20 protein-coding genes and 1 pseudogene are annotated in these 22,874 nt (G+C 66.0%); 12 read left to right on the forward strand and 9 right to left on the reverse strand.

Features of this window, described 5'->3' with window-relative positions; genetic code table 11:
- Nucleotides 1-104: 104 nt before the first annotated feature.
- Nucleotides 105-629, reverse strand: a complete 525-nt coding sequence (locus CXY73_RS14375) for a DUF3515 family protein (protein ID WP_233198352.1) — start codon at nucleotides 627-629, stop codon at nucleotides 105-107.
- A 24-nt stretch (nucleotides 630-653) separates the two neighbouring features.
- On the opposite strand from CXY73_RS14375, the gene thiL reads away from it, so the two are divergent.
- Nucleotides 654-1,808: a thiamine-phosphate kinase gene (gene thiL / locus CXY73_RS14380; RefSeq protein WP_233198353.1), complete on the forward strand. Its 1,155-nt coding sequence runs from the start codon at nucleotides 654-656 to the stop codon at nucleotides 1,806-1,808.
- On the opposite strand, the gene rsmD is transcribed toward thiL, so the two are convergent.
- The gene (gene rsmD, locus CXY73_RS14385; protein WP_104178098.1) at nucleotides 1,805-2,380 is read right to left on the reverse strand and encodes a 16S rRNA (guanine(966)-N(2))-methyltransferase RsmD; all 576 of its coding nucleotides are present in this window, start codon (nucleotides 2,378-2,380) and stop codon (nucleotides 1,805-1,807) included. The genes thiL and rsmD overlap by 4 nt on opposite strands.
- 80 nt (nucleotides 2,381-2,460) lie before the next feature.
- Between rsmD and CXY73_RS14390 the strand changes: the two genes are divergently transcribed.
- From CXY73_RS14390 to smc, 10 genes are all read left to right on the forward strand, one after another.
- On the forward strand, nucleotides 2,461-4,707 hold the full coding sequence (locus CXY73_RS14390; protein WP_104178099.1) for an ATP-dependent DNA helicase RecG: 2,247 nt from the start codon (nucleotides 2,461-2,463) through the stop codon (nucleotides 4,705-4,707).
- Between the two features lie 64 nt (nucleotides 4,708-4,771).
- Nucleotides 4,772-5,260, forward strand: coding sequence for a pantetheine-phosphate adenylyltransferase (coaD, locus tag CXY73_RS14395; protein ID WP_104134942.1), 489 nt, complete (start codon nucleotides 4,772-4,774; stop codon nucleotides 5,258-5,260).
- A complete protein-coding gene (locus CXY73_RS14400; protein ID WP_199185394.1) occupies nucleotides 5,257-6,459 on the forward strand; it encodes a MoxR family ATPase in 1,203 nt (400 codons plus the stop codon). Before coaD ends, CXY73_RS14400 begins: the two co-directional genes overlap by 4 nt.
- 3 nt (nucleotides 6,460-6,462) lie before the next feature.
- Nucleotides 6,463-7,839 (forward strand): DUF58 domain-containing protein, encoded by a 1,377-nt coding sequence (locus tag CXY73_RS14405; RefSeq protein WP_104178100.1) that lies wholly within the window; start codon nucleotides 6,463-6,465, stop codon nucleotides 7,837-7,839.
- Nucleotides 7,832-10,213: a DUF3488 and transglutaminase-like domain-containing protein gene (locus CXY73_RS14410; protein ID WP_104178101.1), complete on the forward strand. Its 2,382-nt coding sequence runs from the start codon at nucleotides 7,832-7,834 to the stop codon at nucleotides 10,211-10,213. The genes CXY73_RS14405 and CXY73_RS14410 overlap by 8 nt, the downstream gene beginning before the upstream one ends.
- A 73-nt stretch (nucleotides 10,214-10,286) precedes the next feature.
- Complete coding sequence (locus CXY73_RS14415; protein ID WP_233198354.1) at nucleotides 10,287-10,820, forward strand: DUF177 domain-containing protein; 534 nt, start codon at nucleotides 10,287-10,289, stop codon at nucleotides 10,818-10,820.
- 2 nt (nucleotides 10,821-10,822) lie between these two features.
- Nucleotides 10,823-11,026 (forward strand): 50S ribosomal protein L32, encoded by a 204-nt coding sequence (gene rpmF, locus CXY73_RS14420; protein ID WP_104178102.1) that lies wholly within the window; start codon nucleotides 10,823-10,825, stop codon nucleotides 11,024-11,026.
- Between the two features lie 33 nt (nucleotides 11,027-11,059).
- Nucleotides 11,060-11,752, forward strand: a complete 693-nt coding sequence (rnc, locus tag CXY73_RS14425; protein WP_104134938.1) for a ribonuclease III — start codon at nucleotides 11,060-11,062, stop codon at nucleotides 11,750-11,752.
- Between the two features lie 5 nt (nucleotides 11,753-11,757).
- The gene (gene mutM, locus CXY73_RS14430) at nucleotides 11,758-12,705 is read left to right on the forward strand and encodes a bifunctional DNA-formamidopyrimidine glycosylase/DNA-(apurinic or apyrimidinic site) lyase (protein WP_104134937.1); all 948 of its coding nucleotides are present in this window, start codon (nucleotides 11,758-11,760) and stop codon (nucleotides 12,703-12,705) included.
- Between the two features lie 455 nt (nucleotides 12,706-13,160).
- Nucleotides 13,161-16,820 carry a chromosome segregation protein SMC gene (smc, locus tag CXY73_RS14435; RefSeq protein WP_104178103.1) on the forward strand — a complete coding sequence of 1,220 codons (3,660 nt, stop codon included), beginning with the start codon at nucleotides 13,161-13,163 and terminating at the stop codon, nucleotides 16,818-16,820.
- 149 nt (nucleotides 16,821-16,969) lie between these two features.
- Here the strand turns inward: smc and CXY73_RS14440 are convergent, their stop codons facing one another.
- Entirely contained in the window at nucleotides 16,970-17,242 is a 273-nt protein-coding gene (locus CXY73_RS14440) for a hypothetical protein (RefSeq protein ID WP_104134935.1), read from the reverse strand.
- A gap of 28 nt (nucleotides 17,243-17,270) precedes the next feature.
- On the opposite strand from CXY73_RS14440, the gene CXY73_RS14445 reads away from it, so the two are divergent.
- A complete protein-coding gene (locus CXY73_RS14445) occupies nucleotides 17,271-17,828 on the forward strand; it encodes a HutD family protein (RefSeq protein ID WP_104178104.1) in 558 nt (185 codons plus the stop codon).
- Here CXY73_RS14445 and CXY73_RS23250 read toward each other — a convergent pair.
- From CXY73_RS23250 to CXY73_RS14470, 6 genes and pseudogenes are all read right to left on the reverse strand, one after another.
- Nucleotides 17,825-17,950, reverse strand: a complete 126-nt coding sequence (locus CXY73_RS23250; RefSeq protein WP_255411387.1) for a hypothetical protein — start codon at nucleotides 17,948-17,950, stop codon at nucleotides 17,825-17,827. The two genes, CXY73_RS14445 and CXY73_RS23250, sit on opposite strands and share 4 nt — an antisense overlap.
- Before the next feature lie 42 nt (nucleotides 17,951-17,992).
- Nucleotides 17,993-18,288 (reverse strand): annotated as a pseudogene (gene fdxA / locus CXY73_RS14450) (ferredoxin).
- Nucleotides 18,285-19,685: an FAD-dependent oxidoreductase gene (locus CXY73_RS14455; protein WP_104178105.1), complete on the reverse strand. Its 1,401-nt coding sequence runs from the start codon at nucleotides 19,683-19,685 to the stop codon at nucleotides 18,285-18,287. The pseudogene fdxA and the gene CXY73_RS14455 overlap by 4 nt, the downstream one beginning before the upstream one ends.
- Before the next feature lie 62 nt (nucleotides 19,686-19,747).
- Nucleotides 19,748-20,668 (reverse strand): ABC transporter permease, encoded by a 921-nt coding sequence (locus tag CXY73_RS14460; protein WP_104178106.1) that lies wholly within the window; start codon nucleotides 20,666-20,668, stop codon nucleotides 19,748-19,750.
- Nucleotides 20,658-21,407: an ABC transporter ATP-binding protein gene (locus tag CXY73_RS14465; RefSeq protein WP_104134960.1), complete on the reverse strand. Its 750-nt coding sequence runs from the start codon at nucleotides 21,405-21,407 to the stop codon at nucleotides 20,658-20,660. Before CXY73_RS14465 ends, CXY73_RS14460 begins: the two co-directional genes overlap by 11 nt.
- A 38-nt stretch (nucleotides 21,408-21,445) precedes the next feature.
- A complete protein-coding gene (locus CXY73_RS14470) occupies nucleotides 21,446-22,873 on the reverse strand; it encodes a sulfate adenylyltransferase subunit 1 (protein WP_104178107.1) in 1,428 nt (475 codons plus the stop codon).
- Nucleotide 22,874: the final 1 nt, after the last annotated feature.

A 22,874-nucleotide genomic window follows, 5' to 3' on the forward strand; every position in this document is an offset into this window, starting at 1 on the left:
TAGCGCGAAGGGACGGCACCATCCAGCCGTCGTATTCAGCCGCCGTGCACTTAAGTTGGCCATCCACCAGGGCGGGCCGGTTTGCGCAACTCGCCCTGAGCCCCCTACGGGACGCTCGTAGCCCCGTCGGTGGGCAGAGCCACGTCTTCGGCACCGACACACGCACCGGTCGCCGGAACGTACCCGACCGCGCTTGACACATCGATGAGTGCCGTCGACCCGCTCACCCGTTCAGAGTCGATCACGATTTCAATGGCCGGATCACGACCATACGTCGTGTACCGGTAGGTCGGGGCGTCGGAGTCGTCTTCGATCCAGTCGATGCCGTTGATGTTCAGGCACGGCAGCGTCGTCGGTTCCGGCACCGTAACGCCACAATGCAGCAGCACCGCGGCCGGGTCACCCCAGGCGCCGGTCGCCTGCGCGTTCGTTTCGCGTGCTGCCTCATCGGCGACACTGGATGGCAAGTGCACGATGACATCGGCACAGGCCACGTTGGTGGCGTCCGGTGCGGGGGTTAGCGGCACGGCAGTGGCGCAACCGGCCAACAGCAGCGAGCTCGCGAGCACGCTGAAGACGGCGACGGAACGAAGAGAAGCTGAGCGCAGGAGCAGGAATGGGTGAGACATCGTATTCAGGCTACCGTTTCTTACATGACGACTTCTGCGGATGCCCCGCGTCCAGCCCCTGCGATGCCATCCAAACTGGCCTCGGCATCGCCAGTTTCAGCATCGCAATCGCCCACAATCGCCGTGCCGGAGTCGGCTGAATCTGCAATAGTAAACCCGTCGCGTGGGCCCGAACCGACGGCATCCGCTTCGGAAACGCTCGCCGACCTCAGCGAAGGCGCCGTGCTCGCACGAATCTTTCCCCGGCTGCCGACCGCGGCAGCCCAACTGCTCGGCCCCGGCGACGACGCGGCTGTCATCTCGGCACCCGATGGACGATTCGTCGTCACCACCGACATGATGATTCAAGGTCCCGACTTTCGCCTGGCCTGGTCGACACCGCACGACCTCGGTTGGAAAGCCGCAGCGACCAATCTCTCCGATGTTGCCGCCATGGGTGCCCGCCCGACCGCCCTGGTCGTGGCAATCGCGGCTCCGCCATCGACAGCGGTGTCGGTGCTCGAGGGCATCGCTGACGGGTTGCGCGACTGCTGCGAAGCGCTCGCCCCCGGCTGCGGGGTGGTCGGCGGCGACCTGTCGGCATCCGATGCGCTGACCCTCGCTGTGACGGCGTTCGGCGACCTCGAAGGCCGCGGGCCCGTCGTGCGCTCGGGCGCGCGCCCCGGCGACACCGTGGCGCTCTCCGGGCGCCTGGGTGACGCCGGCATTGGTCTCGAGCTGCTGTTTCGCCTTGGCGTCGACGACGATGGAGTACCCAACTACGATCGCGCCAATGCGCTCAAGCTCACGCACCCGGCCGAAGTCGCCGCCCAGCTGACTCCTATGCCGCCCATTGCGAGCGGTCCGATCGCTGCCGTCGCCGGCGCCACCGCCATGCTCGACGTCTCCGACGGCCTCGCCATCGACGCCGGACGCATCGCCCGGGCCAGCGGTGTCGCTATCGACTTCGATTCCGCCTGCCTCGGCGATCGCACCGAGGTCGCGCTCGGCGGCGGCGAAGACCACGGCTTGCTGGCCACCTTCGCGCCCGATACCGCTCTGCCGCTAGGCTTTCGCCGCCTCGGTCACGTCGCCGCGGCATCCGTTTCACTCCCGGCCGGCTCGATCACCGTTGACGGGGCGCCGCACGACCAGGGTGGCTGGGACCCGTATCGCGGCTGGGACGGTTCCGCCGGCTAGCCCCGCTCAGCGGGGAAGGCGTACCAGACGGTCGTGTCGCCGTAGTCCTTGCGGCGTTCAAGCTCGAGTCCCTCGCCCCACTCCGGCTCCGGCGAGCGTGAGCTGCGCTCGAGCACCACGAGCGCGTCGTCGGCCAACAGCGGGGCGAGCGCGCCTAAATTGTGGCCCAGCTCAACCTCACTGAGGTCATACGGCGGGTCAATGAACACGATGTCGAAGCCCTCTTTTGTAGCGGCTAAGAATGACTGGACCGCCTGCGAGGAGACCGCAATCTTCAGTTCGGTGCCCTTCGGCGCAGACCGCTGTACGGCCTCGCCGTTCTTGCGGCACATGGCCGCGGCGCCATAGCTGTTCTCGACCAGTGTCACTACTCGCGCTCCGCGACTGGCCGCCTCGAGGCCCAAGGCGCCCGACCCAGCATACAAATCCAGCACACGCATGCCGTACACGGCGTTCCGCGAGTCGAGGGCCGAGAAAATAGCTTCCCGTACGCGATCACTGGTGGGCCGCGTGCCAGACTTGGGAACGGCCAGGGTCAAAGAGCCGGCAAACCCGGAAATAATTCGCGTCATAACCCTCCCGAGCCTAGCCGCAGCCGGCTCGCAGCAGGACTGCACGACGCGATGTCAGAGGGTCGGTTTACGATGGAACTATGACCGGTTCGAGCGCTGCCCCTGCTGGCCCCGAATTCGATGGTGCCGCTCTGCCTGCGCCCGAGCTCAAACCGCTCACCCTCGACTCCGCTCTCAAGATCGCGCTCGGCCCGGTCAAGGCAACCGCGCTGCGCAAGGCGTTCGCCATGGAGACCGTCGGTGACCTGCTCAGCCACTACCCGCGCGAGTACGCAGACCGCGAGGTACTCCGGCCCCTGAATCAGGTTACGCCCGGAGCCAACGTCACCGTCATTGCCGACATTATTTCGGTGCATGAAAAACGCATGTCATCACGGCCCGGCACGATCGTCGAGGTCGTGATCTCTGATGGCGGTGGCCAGTTCACCCTCACGTTTTTCGGCAAGAGCAGCCAACAGTGGCGCCTCGAGCAATTGCGCCCCGGGTTGCGCGGCAGCTTCTCTGGCAAGGTTCGGATGTACCAAGGTCAGAGTCAACTGGCGAACCCGGCTTATAAAACCTTTGAAAGTGAAGAAGAAGAGGCCCGCGACGACCCGTCCGTTCGACTCCGACACAAGCCGCTCATTCCGATCTACGCGGCAACGGCAGCGGAGACCAGCTGGAGTCTGCAGACCATGATCGACCTCGTGCTGCGGCGCATGGACACGCTGCCCGACCCCGTTCCCGACGATCTGCGGGCCGAACACGGCCTGCTGACGCACACCGAGGCCATCCGCTGGATTCATAGCCCCGACAGTCCGGCAGAGTGGATGGCCGCCCAGAACACCCTGCGGTTCACCGAGGCCTGGGTGCTGCAGTGCGCCCTGATGCAGCGGCACAGCTTGGCCAGGGAGCGTCGCACCCGCCCGCGGGTGCCAACGCCCGGCGGGTACCTCGAACGGTTTGACGCCGCGCTGCCCTTCGTACTCACGGTCGACCAAGAGATTTGCGCGGTCGAGATCGCAGGCGACATGTCCCAGTCCGGCCCGATGAACCGCCTGCTGCAGGGCGAGGTCGGTTCGGGCAAGACCGTGGTCGCGCTTCGGGCAATGCTCGCTGTGGCCGACAGTGGCGGCCAGACGGCCCTGTTGGCACCGACCGAGGTGCTGGCCGGGCAACACCTACGGTCGATCACGACTCTGCTCGGCCCCGATCTTGCGGCCGAACTCATGCCGACCCTGCTCACCGGAAAACTTCCGGTCGCGCAGAAGCGCAAGGCCCTGTTGCGCGCAGTGTCTGGCCAGTCCCGTATCGTGATCGGCACCCACGCGCTGCTCAGCGACACCGTGACGTTTTTCGACCTTGGGCTGATCGTGATCGACGAACAGCACCGATTCGGCGTCGAGCAGCGGGAAACACTGCGGCTGAAAGGCGCCGAGCCACCGCACGTTCTCGTCATGACGGCCACGCCGATTCCCCGCACCATTGCCATGACGGTGTTCGGCGACCTCGACGTGAGCACCATCCGCATTTTGCCGGCCGGGCGCCAGGGCATCACGAGCATCGTCGTGCCGCTGGCCGATCACCCAGATTGGTTCCAGCGCATCTGGACCAAGCTGGCCGAGGAGCTCGCTCGTGGGCGGCAGGGCTTCGTGGTCTGCCCGGCAATTTCACCCGCCGAGGTTGAAGAAGACGCCGATCTGGCACCCGTGTCTGAGGACGACAAGAAGACGCCGCTTGCCAACGTTGAGACCGTACACGAGAGGATGCGTGGATTTGCACCCCTGGCCGGGTATCGCATCGAAGCTCTGCACGGGCGCATGACGAGCGAGGAGAAGGATCGCATCATGCAATCCTTCGCCGCCGGTGAGATCGACGTTCTCGTCGCGACGACCGTCATCGAGGTGGGCGTTGACGTGCCCAACGCTTCGGCCATGGTCGTGCTCGACGCTGAACGCTTCGGCGTCTCCCAACTGCACCAGCTGCGCGGTCGGGTCGGACGTGGCGGCGTACCCGGGCTGTGCCTGTTGGTCACCAACTCCCGCACCGGGTCGCCCTCCCGTCAGCGCATCGGTGATGTTGCCGCGACCCTCGACGGGTTTCGGCTCGCCGAACTCGACCTGGCGCTTCGTCGGGAAGGCAACGTGCTCGGCGATATGCAATCGGGAGAGGGAACGTCACTGCGTTTTCTGCGGGTGGCCGAGGACGGCGACCTGATTGCCGAGGCGCGACAAGCCGCCTTCCACCTCGTTTCGGGCGATCCGGGCATCCGCATCAACCCGGCCCTGCGTGACGCGATTGCCCGTCGACTGAACGAATCTGAGCGCACCTGGCTCGTGAAAGGCTGAATATGCCCACCAGAAGCGTACGACCAGGCAGCGCACCGTCAGTCTCGGGCAGTAGGGTGTGAGCATGCGCAGGATCGCCGTTGTCCCTGGATCATTTGACCCCGTCACACTGGGCCACTTGGACGTGATTAATCGCGCGGCCGGCCTGTTCGATGAGCTCCACGTGCTTGTGGTGCACAACCCCGACAAATCGGCCCTATTGCCGATTAGTCAGCGCGTGTCGCTGTTGGAACAGGCCATTAAAGAAGCCGGAATGCCCACCAACATCGTGGTCGCCAGCTGGAGCGTGGGATTGCTCGTGGACTACTGCATGGATGTCGGTGCCAGCGTGCTGGTGAAAGGCATCCGCTCTCAGGTAGATGTGGCCTATGAGACGCCCATGGCGATTGTCAATCGCAACCTGGCCGCCGTGGAGACGGTCTTCCTCTTGCCGGATCCGGCCAACGCCCACGTCTCCAGCTCGCTGGTGCGTCAGGTGGCCGGTCTCGGCGGCGACGTCTCGCCGTATGTGCCCCGGGCAGTGGCGCAGTACCTGGAGCGGTCGCGGGTATGAACCGCCAGCCGGCTCGCTCTTCTGTGGAACTAGCGTCGGTTGCGCCGGCCGACACTGCGCCGTTCCAGACCGCGCCGTTCAACACCGAGTCGACCGATGACCTCAGCGAGCTTCAGGCCGCTGGGCGCGCGATCATGCGCAACGTCGAGACGGTCATCGACGGCAAACACGAGGCCGTGAAGATTGCCCTGACCGTGCTCCTGGCCGAGGGACACCTGTTGATCGAGGACGTCCCCGGTGTGGGCAAGACCATGCTCGCCAAGGCGCTGGCACGTTCCGTGGACTGCACGGTCGGGCGAATCCAATTCACACCCGACCTGCTGCCCTCCGACGTGACCGGCGTCTCGGTGTTTAACCAGGCCGAGCGTCGCTTTGAATTCAAGCCAGGGCCGGTGTTCGCCAACATCGTCATCGGGGATGAAATCAACCGGGCGAGCCCAAAGACCCAGTCGGCGCTGCTCGAGTCGATGGAGGAACGCCAGGTCACCGTCGACGGCGTCACGTACCCGCTCGCACTGCCGTTCACGGTGATCGCCACCCAGAACCCGATCGAGATGGAGGGCACCTATACCCTCCCGGAAGCACAGCGGGACCGGTTCATGGCCCGCATCTCCATGGGGTATCCCGACTCGGAATCCGAGCTCGCCATGCTCGACTCTCGGGATACCAACAGCCCGCTTGCGCTGATCTCCGCCGTCGTTTCGGGGCAGATTCTGCGCGAGATGATGCTCTCCGCCCGAGCAATATTCGCCTCCGGCGCCGTGAAAGAATATGCCGTCAATCTGGTGCGGGCCACCCGCGATGACCGGGACCTGCGCCTCGGGGCCAGCCCGCGGGCGACCCTGCAGCTCATTCGGGCGGCCAAGGCACAGGCAGCCCTGAACGGACGAGACTACGTGCTACCCGACGACATCGACTCCCTGGCCGTGGCGGTGCTCGGTCACCGGCTGGTTCCAACCAGCCGCGCCCTGGGCCACCACCACCAGGACAGCGGCCCCGTCATCGACGACATCGTGCGCCGAATCCTGGCCGACACTCCCGTTCCGGTCGGAGCGGCGGCATCCGCTGCACCGGCATCCGCTGCACCGGCAAACGCTGCACCAGAACCGGCCGCGCCGGCATCGGGGCGTTCAGGGCCGACGCTGCCGGCGGTGCGCGTGATTCCGGCCAGACCGGTCGGTTCCACCGGACAGCCGTAGCTCATGGCCGCGCGCGGGGCGGGTGGTTCGGAGCGGTCGGCTTGGCTGCAGCGGCGCACCGCAGGATTGACCTCTCGGCTCACCAGGCGCGGCAGTGTCTGTCTGATGGTCGGAGCCCTGCTCTTCGCCAACGCGGTCGTCGTGAACAACCGGGATCTGCTGTTCGTGGCCAGCATGCTCATCGTGGCCCCCCTCATCGCGGTCGGATATGTGTCCTTGCGACCGGCGCGGGTGGAAGCGACCCGCACCTTCCGGCCGCCGATCTTGTCAGCCGGCGGCGAGAGCGTCGTGTCCCTGCACCTGCGCAATCTCTCGGCGTGGCCGTTGAGCGGCGCCAGCTGGGCCGATACCGCATCGTCCGGTATCGATACGCCGCCCGGCGCCATCCTGCCGCTGGTGGGTCGGCGAGGCGCGCCCGGTGACAGCGTACGACTGGAATACGCTGTCTTGCCGCGTCAGCGCGGTGTCTACGCGGTGGGACCTCTCCGAGTGTTCCGCCACGACCCGTTCGGCTTCGCGCGCGGCCTGCGCCTGGTCGGTGAGCCGCATGACCTGATCGTGACACCTCGGGTCATGCTCCTTCCCGATGGGGGACTCGCCCCGACCAGCAATGACGGCTCGATCCGGGAACTGCTGCGCCAGGCCATCCAAATCTCCGACGAACTCATCGCTCGCGAGTACCGGCCCGGAGACGCTCTGCGCCGAGTGAACTGGCCGGCCACAGCGAGGCACGGCGAAATCATGGTGCGGCAGGAGGAACAGCGCAGCAATCCGGAGGCTCGCATTGTGCTCGATACCACCCTGGCCGGTGCAGCCGGCATGGGTCCCGGTCGGGTGCCGCCGCATCTCGTGGCCGCATTCGAACTCCAGGTCGAGCTGGCGGCATCAGTTGGGGTGCACCTGATAGACGCCGGCTACCGGCTCGAAGTCATCGAACTCGGCGCGAGCCAGCTGGTGCCGGGCGACGAACAGACGCTTGGTGGGCTGCACGGCGACGTGCCGGCCAGTTATCGTGCCCCTGGCGGCGATCGGGCCCTGTTAGAGGGCCTCGCGAGCGTCGTTCCGGTACCGTGGCCGAGTCGCAGCGTACGCCTGGCAGCGTCACGCCGAGTGCCGTTGCGTGCGGCCCTACGCGGCGCAGAGCTGTCGCTGCCGACCTTTGCACTGTTGGTCAGTCTCTCTGGAGCGGATGTCGATGACCTCGTTGCGCTGGCCCGTCACTGCGATCCCGCCATTGCGTTCGTGCAACGTACCGTTGTCGCTTCGGCCCGCGAACGGCTGCGGGAAGCCGGGTGGCGCTGCCTGGAAGTCGCGACCGCCGGTGACCTCGAAACCGTGTGGAACGACGTAAATCGAGAGCGAGGCCCCGTTCATGACTAGCCTGGCGACGAAGCCGGCGGCTTTGCGCGGAGTCACCCCGGACCAGCCCAGACGGCGCGCCCCGCGGGGCGGCCGGGATGCCGCTCGCTGGCCACTGGCCCTGACCCAGCTACTACTGGTGCTCGTGTGCTGCGCGGCACTGGGCCCCCTGCTGCGGGGCAGCGCCTGGTGGTGGGTCTGTGCAATGGTCGCCAGCGCCGTGCTCCTGGGTTCCGCCGTATTCCGCCGTCTCGGCCTGCCGCCGGCCATCGTTCCGTTTGCAAACACTGCGGTGTTGCTGGGCGCACTGACGCTGCTGTTTGGTGGCAAATCTGGCCTGTTCTGGCTCATTCCGACACTGGAAACCGTGGACACGTTCAGCGGGTTGATTGCCGCCGGCGGGGAGTCGATCGCCCAGCAGAGCACGCCGGCGGAGGTGACCGTCGGCATTCTCTTTCTGCTCGCCGGCGGAACCGGACTGATCGCTATTCTCATGGACCTGCTCACCGTGACCCTGCGCTGGCCCGCCGTCGGCGCGGTCGTGGCGCTCGTGCCACTGCTGATTCCGGGCTTCATTATCGAGGACGGTGCCGAACTCGGTGCACTCGTAGCGGCCGCCGTCGCCTTTCTGCTGCTGCTGCGGGTGGACGTGTACGTTGGCCGCGTGCAGGAAGCCCGGCATTCACCGGCCGGACCGCACGCGCCCCGCGCCGACCGGCCGGATCGGCCACGCGGGCCCGGACCGATGAGTGGCTCCATAGTGGTGGGATCCCTGACCATCGTGGGTGCTCTGATTCTGAGCGCGGTCGCCCCGGCCTTCACGGTCGGGGGACTGGTCGCCTCCCGGTCCGGTGGTTTACTGTTCGGCAGTGGGGTCAGCCCGATGATCAACCTGGGGCAGGATCTGCGTCGGCCCAAGGCAGGTCCGGCTTTCCACTACACCTCGACCGGCACCGAGCAGCCCTATTTCACTCTGCTGACCCTCGACGAGGTGATCGGATTGAATTGGACAGCGCGCATTGACAAAGCCGACATGCAAAACACCGTCGACCGCATTCAGCGACCATTCGGGCTCGACGCCAACGTGGAGACCGTGGAAGCGTCGACCTCGGTCGTCATCGACGGCGTCAACAGCCACTGGCTGCCAGCACCGGCCCGCGCCACGAGCATCGAAGGGCTGAGCGGTCGATGGTACTGGGACAGCCACACCCGGGCGATTGCCAGCCGTTCCTCGAACACCCTCGGGCAGGAGTACACGGTGTCGGCGTTGGAACTCAAGCCAACGGCCGTGCAGCTGCGCAGTTCGAGCACGAACTTTCCGGCGAGCGTGCAGGGCAACCTACAACTGCCGGTAGGACCGCCGCCCATCATCGAGGAGACGGCCCGGCGGGTCACGGCCGGAACCACGTCGAACTATGACGCGGCGGTGGCCATGCAAAAATACCTGCGCAGCAGCGTCTTCGCCTACGACACCGATGCCCCCGTCGAGGACGGCTACGACGGGGGCGGCGTCGACGTGATCGGGCAGTTTCTGGAAGCCAAGCGCGGCTATTGCGTGCACTTCGCCGCCACCATGGCCGCGATGGCCCGCAGCCTTGGCATTCCCTCGCGAGTCTCCCTCGGCTATCTGCCCGGCGTCAAGTCGCAGGAGGAAGCTGAGGAAGGCCTCGAGCGCTACGACGTTGATTCGCATGACCTGCACGCCTGGCCGGAACTGTACTTCGTCGGCATCGGCTGGGTGAAATTCGAGCCGACGCCCGGCCGCGGTATCGTGCCCAACTACGACCAGGCCGAGGATGCCGGCACCCCGTCGACCGCGCCCGGTGCGCCCGGCTCCACGAACGTTCCAGGCTTGAGCCCCGATCGGCTCGCCGACGATTCCGCCTTGGAACGCGGCGCGTCGGCACAAACCGCCGACGCCGGTAACCGGCTCGACATCGTCGGATTCAGCGCACTGGGTCTGCTCCTGCTTCTGGTTCCGGCTGCGGCGAGACGGATGCTGCGGCGTTGGCGGGTGCGCCGCATCCGTTCCGGAGATGCCGGCGCCGGCCTGGCGTGGATCGAATTGCAGCACACCAGTCTCGATCTTGGGGTGCCGGTGCCCGTCACCGAGACTCCGCGCGCGTTCGCCGTGCGCCTGGAGCGGATCTTCCCCCTCGACCCAGCGTTGGCAGCAGCGCTCGAACGGGTGCTGCGGGCGGTGGAACGGTCCCGGTTCGACCGGTCGCCGGGCCGATCGAAGACCCTCGCCGACGATCTGGTCCTGGTGGTGTGCGGGCTGCACGGCGGGAGTGTCGGCATCCGTTTGCGAGCCACGTTTGCACCGCGATCGCTGTTCACCGTGCTCGGAGCGGTGCTGCGCGGGGAACGTCGAGCCGCCCCGATCGCCCCCTGAACGGAGTACCCACGCAGAAAGCGTACAATTTACGACCGTGACTAAGTTCAAGAAGACGCCGTACACGGTCGACGTGCGTGACCTCATTAACCGCCCGGGCACCATGCACGAACGCCACCTCGACATCGACGTGCCCGACGATCTCGGTGCCGGCCTCGTGGCGGTGAAAGCCGGGTCGACCCTGTCGACCGAGCTACGCCTCGAGGCGATGCACGAGGGAATTCTGGTGAGCGTCGAGGTTTATGCGCGGGCACTCGGAGAGTGCGGCCGATGCTTGAAAGACATCGACCTACCGGTCCGAGTTCATTTTGCCGAGCTTTTCGGTTATCCTCAGGAGGAAGCCTTCGAGTTTGAGATTTTGGACGACCACGTCGATTTGGAATCTTTGATCCGGGACGCGGTAGTGTTATCACTTCCGTTCCAGCCGGTATGTCGGCGTGATTGCCCTGGTCTTGACAGTGAGACCGGGCAGCCGCTTGCCGAACTGCCCGAACTCGTTTCCGACGAGAGCTACGATCCCCGGTGGTCAGCGCTTGCGGGGTTTACGGCTTCCACAGACAAAGACATGGATGCGGACATCCATGTTTCAGACAGAGAAGAGAAGTAGTCATGGCAGTACCGAAGCGCAAGATGTCGCGTTCCAACACCCACTCGCGTCGCGCGCAGTGGAAGGCCACGCCTCCCACCCTCGTCAAGACCATGGAGGGTGGCAAGGTTGGCTACAGCCTGCCGCACCGCGCCAAGGTTGTCACCGACTCCACCGGCACCCCGTTGTTCATGGAATACAAGGGCCGTAAAGTCGCCGACGTTTAAGTCGTCTTCTCTCGTTAGACCGGAACTCGGTCGATGAAAAGCGTTAATACCGAGCGGTCGCCCCTGTTGGCGACCCTCGGCGTGCAGATTGAACCGGTGATTCTGGAGCTTGCTCTGACCCACCGGTCTTTTGCGTACGAAAACGGCGGCATTCCCACCAACGAGCGCCTGGAATTTCTCGGCGACTCAATTCTGGGGCAAGCCGTCACAGTCATGCTCTACCGCACCTATCCGAACCTCGACGAGGGTCACCTCGCCAAGCGTCGGGCCAGTTTGGTATCGACGGCAGCTCTCGCGCAGATTGCCCGTGGCCTCGGCCTGGGTGACTATATTCTGCTCGGTCGGGGCGAGATCCTCACCGGCGGCCGCGACAAGGCATCCATTCTGGCCGACACCGTCGAGGCGCTCATCGGCGCCACGTTTTTGGATGCCGGTGGCGAAGTTGCCACCGCATTCGTGCTGCGTCTGATCGAGCCACTGTTGGCTGAACCTGGCCACTTCGGGGTGTCGATGGATCCGAAAACGAGCCTGCAGGAACTCGCCGCGAGCCTGGGCGTCGGCGTTCCGGTTTATACACTCGAAGGCACCGGCCCCGATCACTCCAAGGTGTTCGTCGCGACGGTCGTCATCGGGTCGGCCGTAACCGCCGAAGGCGTCGGCCCGAGCAAGAAGTTCGCCGAGATGGCCGCGGCCCGCGAGGCCATCGACCGGCTCAACGCGCTGTAACTTTTATGCCCGAACTCCCCGAGGTTGAAGTCGTGCGCGCCGGTTTGCAGCCGGCCGTGACCAACGCTCTGGTAACCGGGGTAGAAATCTTCGACGAGCGTTCCCTGCGCCGCCACGTTCCGGCGGCTGGGTCGTTCGCCGAACAGCTCACGGGGCGGCGAGTTCTCGCCGCAGTGCGTCGCGGCAAATTCCTCTGGCTGCCCCTCGACAGCGATCGCGCCCTGGTCATTCACCTCGGGATGAGCGGCCAGGTGTTGCTGCGCACACCGGGCGCCGCCTTGGATCGCATGTTGCGCATCCGTTTAACGCTGGAACATCCGACCCACGGCGAGCTTTGGGTCAATTTCGTCGACCAACGCATCTTCGGCAGCATGGCCGTCGACGCAATGGGGCCGACCCGTGACGGACTGCCGGGGGGATATTCGGGTCAGCTACATGCGGATGCGGCCTGGCAGGACCGCATTCCCTCGCAGGTAGCGCATATTGCTCGCGACCCGATCGACCCGTCGTTTGCTTCGAGCTCTTTCTTCGCCGCCCTCGCGCGCAAGAACACCGGCATCAAGCGGGCGCTGCTCGACCAGAATCTGATCAGCGGCATCGGTAATATTTACGCGGACGAGGCGCTCTTTGCCGCGCGGATGCACTACGAGCAGCCAGCAGCGTCGCTGTCGCCGGCGAAGGCCAGGACGTTGCTCGCGGCAGTACGCACCATTTTGCACCGCGCCCTCGCCGAGGGCGGCACCAGCTTCGACGCCCAGTACGTCAACGTGAACGGGCAGTCCGGCTACTTTGCGCATAGCCTCGAGGCCTACGGTCGGCAGGGCAGGCCGTGCTCTCGCTGCGGCACCCTGATCGTGCGCGAGCAGTTCATGAACCGCGGCTCGCACTTCTGCCCCCGCTGCCAGCGCCTGCGCCTGCCAATCACGCAGCGCCGCGCGGCTCGCGCTAGCTGAAGCTGCTGCCCCGCCAGCCCGCTCGGTACGCTCGGTACGCGAGCAGCTTTCGGTAACGCGTGCAGCGTCCCGGAGTCCACGGTCGGCCTACTCGGCCCCCGCCTTGGGCACACCACCCCTCTGCCTCGACGCGGTTCCGCAGCGCGGAGACCGCCACAAAGTCGAACCAGCTGGGCGCGGGCGGTGTAGCGGGACTGACGAGTTCGTTGATCGAGAAGGCGCTCGTGCTGCGCCACAGTAGTCCGTGCGCCCGGCCCCGTACAGAACCGCGGACAATTTGGCCTGCCGCCCCGAAATGAGCGCTGAGGCCGCCGAAATAGCGGTAATCTCCCCAGTTCTGCACGCCACCCTTCTCAAAAAGCGGATGTCCCGGCCGCTGTCGGTGGCGCAGGGTACCGTTGGATCAGCCCCGAAACCAGGATTCGCGGCCGGCCGACCGACCGAAAGGGTGCCCGTTGTATCTGAAGAGCCTCACCCTCAAGGGGTTCAAATCGTTCGCGCAGCCGACGACGTTCGCCTTCGAGCCCGGCGTCACCTGTGTGGTCGGCCCGAACGGGTCAGGCAAGTCCAACGTGGTCGACGCGCTCGCCTGGGTGATGGGCGAGCAAGGCGTAAAAACCCTGCGCGGCGGCAAGATGGAAGACGTCATCTTCGCCGGCACCTCGACGCGCGGGCCGCTCGGTCGGGCTGAGGTTATCCTCACCATTGACAACTCCGACGGCGCCCTGCCAATCGAGTACTCCGAGGTCACCATCTCGCGCACCCTCTTTCGCAACGGTGCGAGCGACTACGCCATCAACGGGCGTACCTGCAGGCTGCTCGACGTGCAGGAACTCCTCAGCGATTCCGGCCTCGGCCGCGAGATGCACGTCATCGTGGGGCAGGGACAGCTCGACGCCGTGCTGCGTGCGAGCCCGGAAGAACGCCGCGGTTTCATCGAAGAGGCCGCCGGCATTCTCAAACACCGACGTCGCAAAGAGAAGACGCTGCGCAAGCTCGACGCCATGCAAACCAATCTCACCCGGCTGAGCGACCTCGCCGGAGAGATTCGCCGCCAGCTCAAACCGCTCGGCCGTCAAGCCGAAATCGCCCGTGAAGCGCAGACCATCGCCGCCGTCGTGCGAGACGCCCGCGCCCGCCTGCTCGCTGACGACGTCGTGCTGCTGCGCACCGCGCTCGACGCCCACAATCACACCGAAAGCGAACGGCACACCGAACGGGTTGTGCTGCAGGAACAGTTGTCGCAGAAGCAGGGTCGGGTGCAGCGGCTCGAACTAGCTCAGGTCGGCGACGCCGTCGATCTGGCCCGCCGTACCAGTCACGGCCTGGAATCAGTGCAGGAACGCCTGCGCGGCCTGTTCACCCTCGCCAACCAGCGACTGGCCCTGCTCGGTTCTCAGACTGAGCCGTCCGGTCCCGCCTCCAGCGTCACGCCCGTCATGCTGACGGATGCTGCTGCCGAGGTCGAACAACTGCGCGCCAGCATCGGAACGGCCGAGACTGCCTGGGGCACCGCCCGCAAGCAGAGCGCGGCAGTACGATCGCAGCTGGATGCCGTCGACAAGGACATCGCCGCTCAGGCCGCGCTCGTCACCCGACATGATCTCGAAATTTCCCAGCTGACCGGCCAGTCCGAGACGGCCCGGTCGCGGCTGGCCGCTGTGCGTGGCGAACAACTGCGGCAGCAGAACGCCCTCGACGCGGCAACCGATCGCAGCGAGAAGGCACAAAGCCAGCTCGCCGAGCTTGAAACGGCCGTGACCGCGGCCGCCGAAGAACCAGACTCCAACGACCTATCCGAGGCACTCGAACTGGCGCAGGCCGCAGTGCACCGCGTCGAGGCAGAGCTAGAGCGACTGCGCGATGAGCTGCACCAGCACGAGCGAGAACGCGACGCCCAGGCGGCACGACAGGGTGCATTTTCCCTCGCACTCGACCAGAAAGACGGCTCCTCCGCGCTCCTCAGCGCGACGCTCGCCGGTATCCGGGGCCTGGTGGCCGACCAAGTGCGCGTGCGCCCCGGGTTTGAGGCGGCGATCGCCGCCGCGCTCGGGTCTCTCGCCGACGCGGTGCTGGCCGACAACCGTGAGGTAGCCCTGGACGCCATCGGTCATGCCCACACCCGCGATCTTGGCCGGGTCGACCTCCTCATCGCAGACGGTGACGACACCCTGGCTCCTGGCGTTGACTCCAGCGTTGACTCCAGCGTTGACCTGAGCGCGGGCATCCGTTGGGCGACGTCGGTCGTCGACGGGCCGACCGGAGTGCACGCGCTGCTCGCCCAGACCGTGATCGCCGACGGTCTCGCACTGGCCCGCGCCGCCCAACTGCCCGCCACCATGACGATCATCACGCTCGCCGGTGAGGTGCTGAGCCCGTGGGTCGTGCGCGGCGGCTCCGGCGCCCGGCAGAGCAAACTCGAACTCGTCGCCGAACGCGACACCGCCGCCGAGAAGCTGACCACGGTCACAGCACTGATCGAGCGGGTACGCTTCGACCTCGCTGAAGAGCGCACGCTGCTGCAGGCGCACAGAGAACATTCAGTCAGCGCGCGGGCGGCCGTGCGTGCCCTCGAAACCCAGCTCGCCACTCAGACGGAACGCCGCGGACGCCTCACCGTGCAGGCCGATGCCGCGACCGCCGACCTCGCCCGGGTCAGCGCCGCCCGGCAGCTCGCGACCATCGCCGTCGTCGAGGTCGAAGCCGTCGTCGCTCAGTCGTCCGCCACGCTGCTGAGCGCCCAGTCTCGGCCGCGACCCATCCTCGATGCGACCGTGCGCGACGCGCTCTACCGTGAGCTGGAGATCGCCCGGGATCTTGAGGTGGAGGCCCGCCTCCAGGTCGAAACGGTCCGCGAACGGGTGTGTGCCGGCGAGGCACACGTCGTCGCCCTGCGCGGGCAGCTCGCGGCCGAGCATGCGGCAGCTGAGGCCGCAGCCCAGCGCGCCGTCATTCGCCGGCGCCAAGTGGACGCTGCTTCCCGCGTCGCCGAGGCGCTCCCGGCCGTGCTCGCCGCGGCCGACCGTTCAGTCGCCGAGGCCCGGCTGCGCTTAGCCAGCACCGAGGCCGAACGCACCAGCCAGAACACCGAACTGCAGCAGCTCCGCCGCGACGAGAACACCCTGCGTGAGCGGCTGGCCGCGATCACCGAAAACGTGCACGGTCTCGAACTCGAGATCTACGAGAAGAAGCTGCACCTCTCGACCCTGCTCGAACGGGCCGGCAGCGAACTGGGCCTGACCGAAGACGTGCTCGTGGCCGAGTATGGGCCCGACCAGCTGATCCCGCCCGACGGCATGATCGTCCTTGATGAATTCGCGTCCGACAGCACCGCGCAAGCCAGTGGGGCCAGTGAATGCGCTACCGGTGAGTGCAACAGCGACGACCGCAGCACGAGCGACCGCGACAGCGCGGCCGGCGGGATCCGCTTTAATCGGGCTGAACAGCAGAAACGGTTTGCGGCCGCCGAACGCAAGCTCGGGCAGTTGGGCCGGGTCAACCCGCTCGCGCTCGAAGAATTCACCGCGCTCGAACAGCGGCACCGATTTCTCACCGAACAGCTCACCGACCTCACCGAAACTCGCAGCGACCTGCTCACCATCATCGCCGACATCGACGAGAAGATGCAGGCCATCTTCTCCGACGCCTTCGACGACACTCAGGCGGCCTTCGCCGAGGTGTTCCCGGTGCTGTTTCCCGGCGGCAGCGGCAGTATTTGGCTCACCGACCCTGACGACCCGCTGACGACCGGCATCGAGGTGTCGGTCAAACCAGCCGGCAAGAAGATCGAACGGTTGTCACTACTCTCGGGCGGTGAACGTTCCCTCGCCGCGGTCGCGCTGCTGATCGCCATCTTCAAGGCCCGCCCCAGCCCGTTTTACATCATGGACGAGGTGGAAGCGGCCCTCGACGACGCCAACCTCGGCCGGCTGCTGACCATCTTCGAAGACTTGCGCGAAACCAGCCAGCTCATCGTCATCACCCACCAGAAACGCACCATGGAAATAGCGGATGCCCTCTACGGCGTCAGCATGCGGCAAGACGGGGTCAGCGCCGTCCTCGGCCAGCGCGTGGGGACTCGTACTGACCAACGAGAGGGCGCTACCGCGAGCTAACCCGCGACCGCGCCCGTTATTGGTGGGCGCTACGGCGGTTACCGAAGCGCCAACCGATCGCGGACGAAGTCGCGGATGCAGGCGCCCGCCGATGCCGCTGACGACAGGATCATACGCAGATTGCGAATGAGGCCAGGCAACCGCCTCGGTCAGGCGACCAATTCACGCAGCCGCTGGACGTCGGGTGTGACGCGATCAAGGGCTGTTGCGATGGACTTCTCACGGTTGGCGGCGAGTCCATCAAGCATCCAGCCGCGTAACAGGGTCGACATCGGAGTGCCTTGACCAGAGGTGCTTTTGGGATCCGAGTCGAACCGTTGCACGTTAACATCAGCCAAAACTTCGTTGGCTTCGAGCACCGAGACCTGGTGGCGTGTCCACCCGCGTTCACCGCCGTACTTGCGATCAACGTCGAACCCCATGGCCGTCTGCTAACCTAAGCCTGAAATCATGCACATCATTCGATATGACGCTCTTCGGCCCGTACCCTGGCGCAATGGCGGCGGCACTACCCGCGAGGTGGCATCTTTTCCTGCCGGCGCGGTGGACTTCTACTGGCGCATCAGCATCGCCAATGTGACCGCGGCTGGCGACTTCTCGACTTTTCCAGGAGTCGACCGCATCCTCACGGTGATCGAGGGCGAGCTCATGGTCGTGACCGTCGATGGCACAGAGCACGCCATGGAACAATACCGGCCATTCCGGTTCTCCGGTGACAGCGTGACCAGCTGCGCCTTGCCCGTCGGCGACACCAAAGACTTGAACGTGATGGCGCGACAGGGAGTGGTCAAGGGCTTTCTGTCGATTGTCGAGCTGTCGAAAAAACGCACCCAGCCGGTGTTCAACGACCAGTTCGCCCTCCTTCTGAAGGGAAATGCCGTCGTGACCGCCGGCGGCGAGGAAGCCAAACTGGGTCCCCTCGATACCGTGCGCGGCGACGATCCAGTCCCTGAGGTGCTCGGACGGGGCTTTCTCGCCGTCATCACCTTGGAAGCGGTTCCGACCTAAGCGAATGCTGTGGCGGCGTTCGCCACCGCTTCGTTGCCGAGCAGGCCCGCGGCATACAGAAGCACGAGCGCGATGAGAAGTGCGGCTGCAATGAGCAGGGCCACCCACAGTGCAGGCCTCAATTCCGAGCCGTATCCATGGGCTAGACCTTAGCAGTCGCGTCGCTACCCCTGCGGCGGCAGTGCGGAGATGACGGGGTGGTCTCTGGCGAGCACGCCGACCTTGGCTGCGCCGCCCGGGGAGCCGAGGTCGTCGAAGAATTCGACATTGGCCTTGTAATAGTCGGCCCATTGTTCGGGCAGGTCGTCTTCGTAGTAGATGGCTTCGACCGGGCAGACCGGTTCGCAGGCGCCGCAGTCGACGCNCAGCGTTCGCCCTCATAAATGCAGTCCACCGGACATTCGTCGATGCAGGCACGATCTTTTACATCGACGCACGGAAGAGCGATCACATACGTCACAGGGCCACCAACGCTTCCGTGCGAGAGATCGCGACCTGTTCAGCCCGAGAGACCACCTTGACGCGCTCCCGCCCGGGAGTGACCAAATCCTGGGTGCCGAGCAGCTGCTCGTGCGCGTCCAGGGTGCGCCAGCCGGTCCAGGTCGTGAATTCCACGCCGCGGCCCGTGAGCAATTCCAGAATCCTCTCTGAGGATTGATGAGTAGTTTCGGCGGCCACCAGCCCCGGCAGATCCGCCAGGAGCCGGGTCGCTGTCTCCAGAGCATCGCCCTTGGTGTGGCCGATCAGGCCGACCGGACCGCGCTTGATCCAGCCGGTGGCATACAGGCCGGCCAGAGGCTCGCCGGCCGCATCGAGCACCCGCCCGCCGTCGTTCGGAATGATGCCGCGCACGGCATCGAACGGTATCTCCAGCAGCGCACTTCCCCGGTAGCCGACCGCGCGATACACGGCCTGCACCGGGTAGTCGACGATCTGCCCAGTGCCGCGCACTCCGTCGTCTCCAGTGTGTTCGGTGCGTTCAAAACGGATGCCTTCCACCCGTCCATCGCCATACACTTCGACCGGTGCGTGCAGAAAATGCAGGTGCAGGCGACGCGAGGCGCCCTGTGGAGCCTGGGTGAGCCATCCGTTTAGCGTGCGGGTCATGATCTTGACCTGGTTGTTGCTCGCGACGAGCTGTTCGCTGTGCGAATCGGGGGTGAAATCCTCGGCGTAGACCACGAGGTCGACGTCGGGAATGTCATTGAGCTCGCGCAGCTCGATCGGGGTGAACTTTACCTGTGATGGCCCGCGCCGGCCGAACACGTGTACGTCGGTGACCGGCGATCCGGCCAGCCCGGCGTGCACCGACGCAGGAATGTCGGTGGTCAGCAGGTCGTCCGCGTGCTTGGCGAGGATGCGGGCCACGTCAAGGGCCACGTTTCCGTTGCCGATCACGGCCACGTCGGTCGCGTCGAGCGGCCACTCCAACGGCACGTCGGGGTGGCCGTCGTACCAGGAGACGAAGTCGGCGGCGCCGAATGAACCGGGCAGGTCTATTCCGGGAATGACGAGCGGTGCGTCCAAAATGGCGCCGGTGGCGAAGATGATCGCGTGATAGTGCTCCCGCAGGTCGGCCAGGGTCAGGTCGGTGCCGTAGCTGACGTTCCCGATGAAGCGAATGGTGCCTGCGTCCAGCATTTCCTGCAGCGACTTGACGATGCCCTTGATGCGCGGGTGGTCGGGGGCGACGCCGTAGCGAATGAGTCCGTACGGCGCGGGCAGCGCGTCGAAGAGGTCGATGGCCACCTCGTGGCCGGCCTCCCGCACGAGCCGGCTGAGAATATTGCCGGCGTAAATACCGGCCGGACCGGCGCCGATGATGGCAACGCGCAGGGCAGAAGAAGCAGGGATCATAGTGTGCCTTTCAACGGCGCAAGCTTTCAGAATGAAACAGAAGAAGAGTGGATGCTCGCGGGTCAGCGCAGGCCGGCGGCCATCAGTCCACGACGGCGCAGCAGTCGACGCTCGATCGGGGCGAAGATCACCAGTTCCACCAGGATTCCGACGAAGAGAATCACCAGGATCGTGGCCAGCACCCCGGACAGGTCGGCGAGTTCGCGGCTCTGGTGCAGCATCGAACCGAGACCGAAGCCGATCGTGCCGCCCATGGTGATGATCTCTGCGGCCATGAGCGATCGCCAGGCGAAGGCCCACCCCTGCTTGAGGCCGGAGAAATAGCCGGGCAGCGCGGCGGGTAACACTACAAGGGTCGCCATCTGCAGGCGCGAAGCGCCGAGTACCGTGCCGACGCGGCGCAGCTGCGGCGGAATCTGGTCAACGCCCGAGACGAGCCCGTTGGCGATCGAGGGGACAGCGCCCATCAGGATGACGAAATACACCGTGGCGTCGGTGAGGCCGAACCACATGATCGCGGCGGGAACCCAGGCGACTGACGGGAGCACCTGCAAGCCGGAGAGCAGCGGGCCGAGGGCTCGCCGCACCGGGCGGCACTCCGCGAGCAGCAGCCCGATCGGGGTACCGATGGCAATGGCGATGAGAAAGCCGAGACCGCCGCGCTCGAGGCTCGTCGCTACCGCAAGTTGCAGGCGGTCGCTCGACCAGGCACTCACGAGGGAATCGAATACGTCTAACGGGCCTGGAGTGAGGTCGGGTCGGGGTTTGACGATGAGAATGTAGACCTGCCAGGCCGCGACCAGCGCGATGAGTAGCAGAATCGGAGGGAGGACACCGTCGAGGGTGCGGCGAAAGGCGCCGCGGGGTGTTTCGGGAACGGCCTGCAGCGAATCCAAACCGGCTTCGAGGCGGCGCAGTTCGTCGTGGCTCGCGTCGTTGGTCGTTGAGCCACGATTGGTGTCAATTCGAGCGTCAAGCGGCATTGCGTCGGATCTCCTCTCGCAGCTGGTCGGTGATCTCGTCGCCCAGGCGGGCGACCTCGAGGGATTCGATCCGGCGCGAGCCGGTGTCGCTGATGGTCCACTCGTTGACGATGCGGCCGGGACGGGATGACATCAGCAGAATGCGCTGCCCCAGCCGGGCGGCCTCGCGCACATTGTGGGTGACGAACACGATCGTGCGGCCGGTCTGGCGCCAAACCCGCTCGAGTTCCTCGTGCAGCAGGTCGCGGGTGATGGCGTCGAGCGCGGCGAAAGGTTCGTCCATCAGCAGCACCTTGCGGTCCTGCGCGAGCGAACGGGCCAGGGCGACGCGCTGCCGCATGCCCCCGGAGAGTTCGTGCGGGCGTTTGTCGGCGGCATCGGCGAGGTTGACCAGGTCGAGAAGTTCGAGGGCATCGCCACGACGGTCCTTGCGCAGCACCCCGCGCAGTTTCAGGGCCAGCTCCACGTTACGACCCGCGGTCAGCCACGGAAACAGCGCAGCGTCCTGGAACATGACGGCGGCCTTGCCACTCGCCACGGTGACGGCACCCTCGGTGGGTTTCTCCAGGCCGGCAATAATGTTCAGTAGCGTGGATTTGCCGCATCCACTCGCCCCGAGCAGGCAGACGAACTGACCGGCTTCGATCGACAGGTTGATGTCGTCGAGCACGAGCGGACCGGTGCCGTAGCGCTTGCCGAGGCCGTCGATCGTGATCGCGACCGGTCCGAGCGAAGTCAAAGTCGGGGTCGGGGCGACAGACACGCGGGTCGGGGAGATCACGGTGACACTTCCGACCCGGCACCGGAGCCGTCGCCGGCGCGGGTGGGCTCGCCCGGCGTGGTGACGATACCGGCGGCCAGGGTTGCGCCATCCTGCGGGTGAATCACGAGGAACGCCCCGGAGCGACGGTTCTGCGCGTAGGGTTCCACCGGCAGATCGCGCGACAAGCGGATGCTGGCCTGCCCGATATCGTTCACGGCCAGGCTGGTGGCGGGTTCAACGCCGAGGGTCGTGAGGTCGAGGCGGCCGGTGACCTCGCTGATCAGTGCCTGCACGATGGTCGTGCCGAACTTCAGGAGCACGCGAGCCCCCGGGGCGAGCGGGCGGGGGTCGAGCCAGAACAGATCGGCTTGAAGGGTGCGGGTGACCGGCGGCAGGGTGCCGGCGGCAGCGATGACGGCGCCGCGTGCAATGTCGAGGTTGTCGGTCAGGCGCAGGGCGATGGACTGCGGCGCGAAGGCCTCGTTGAGGGCAATCCCAGCGAAGTCGATTCCGGTGACGGTGCTGGTGCCGCCGCCGGGCTCGACGCTCACGGTGTCGCCGACCTTGATGCTGCCGCTTGCGACCTGTCCGGCGTAGGCCCGGTAGTCGCGGTAGGAGTCGGCGCGCTCGGGGGTGACGACGACCGCGCCCTGCGGGCGCAGCACGAGCTGAACCGGCAGGCGGAACGCCTCGGTGGCGCGCCCGCTTTCGTCGAGGTCGTCGATCACCGTAAGGGTTTCGAGCAGTTCGAGCAGGCTCGGACCGGCATACCAGGGGGTGCGCTCGGAGCGATCGACGACGTTGTCGCCGACCAGAGCTGACACGGGAATGACGTGAACCTCCGCACGCGAGTCAGAACCGAGGCCGAGTTCGGCGGTGACCAAGCGAACGCTCGTCTCCACTTCACGGTAGGAGGCCTCGTTGTAATCGAGGAGGTCGATCTTGTTGACCGCGACGATCACGTGCGGCACGCGCAACAGGGCCACGACGCTGAGGTGCCGACGCGTCTGCTCGAGCACACCCTTGCGGGCGTCGATGAGCATGATGACGGCATCCGCTGTGGTGGCGCCGGTGACCATGTTGCGGGTGTACTGCACGTGGCCGGGGCAGTCTGCGAGAATGAACGAGCGGGCGGGTGTCGCGAAGTAGCGGTAGGCCACATCAATGGTGATGCCCTGTTCGCGTTCGGCGCGCAGTCCGTCGGTCAGCAGGGCGAAGTCGATCCCGCCGCTCTCACCGCCGAAGCCGCGCTCGGTGGAGGTGCGGGTGACCGCTTCGAGCTGGTCGGCGAGGATGGCCTTCGAGTCGTGCAGCAGCCGGCCAACGAGGGTGGACTTGCCGTCGTCGACCGAACCGGCCGTCGCGAAGCGGAACAGGGTTCCCTCGGGGGCAGCGACGGCTGCTTCGGTGCCGAGATCCTGGGGCTCAATGATGAGGGTCATG

This window comes from Cryobacterium sp. Y50 (assembly GCF_002929805.1).
Lineage (GTDB): Bacteria > Actinomycetota > Actinomycetes > Actinomycetales > Microbacteriaceae > Cryobacterium.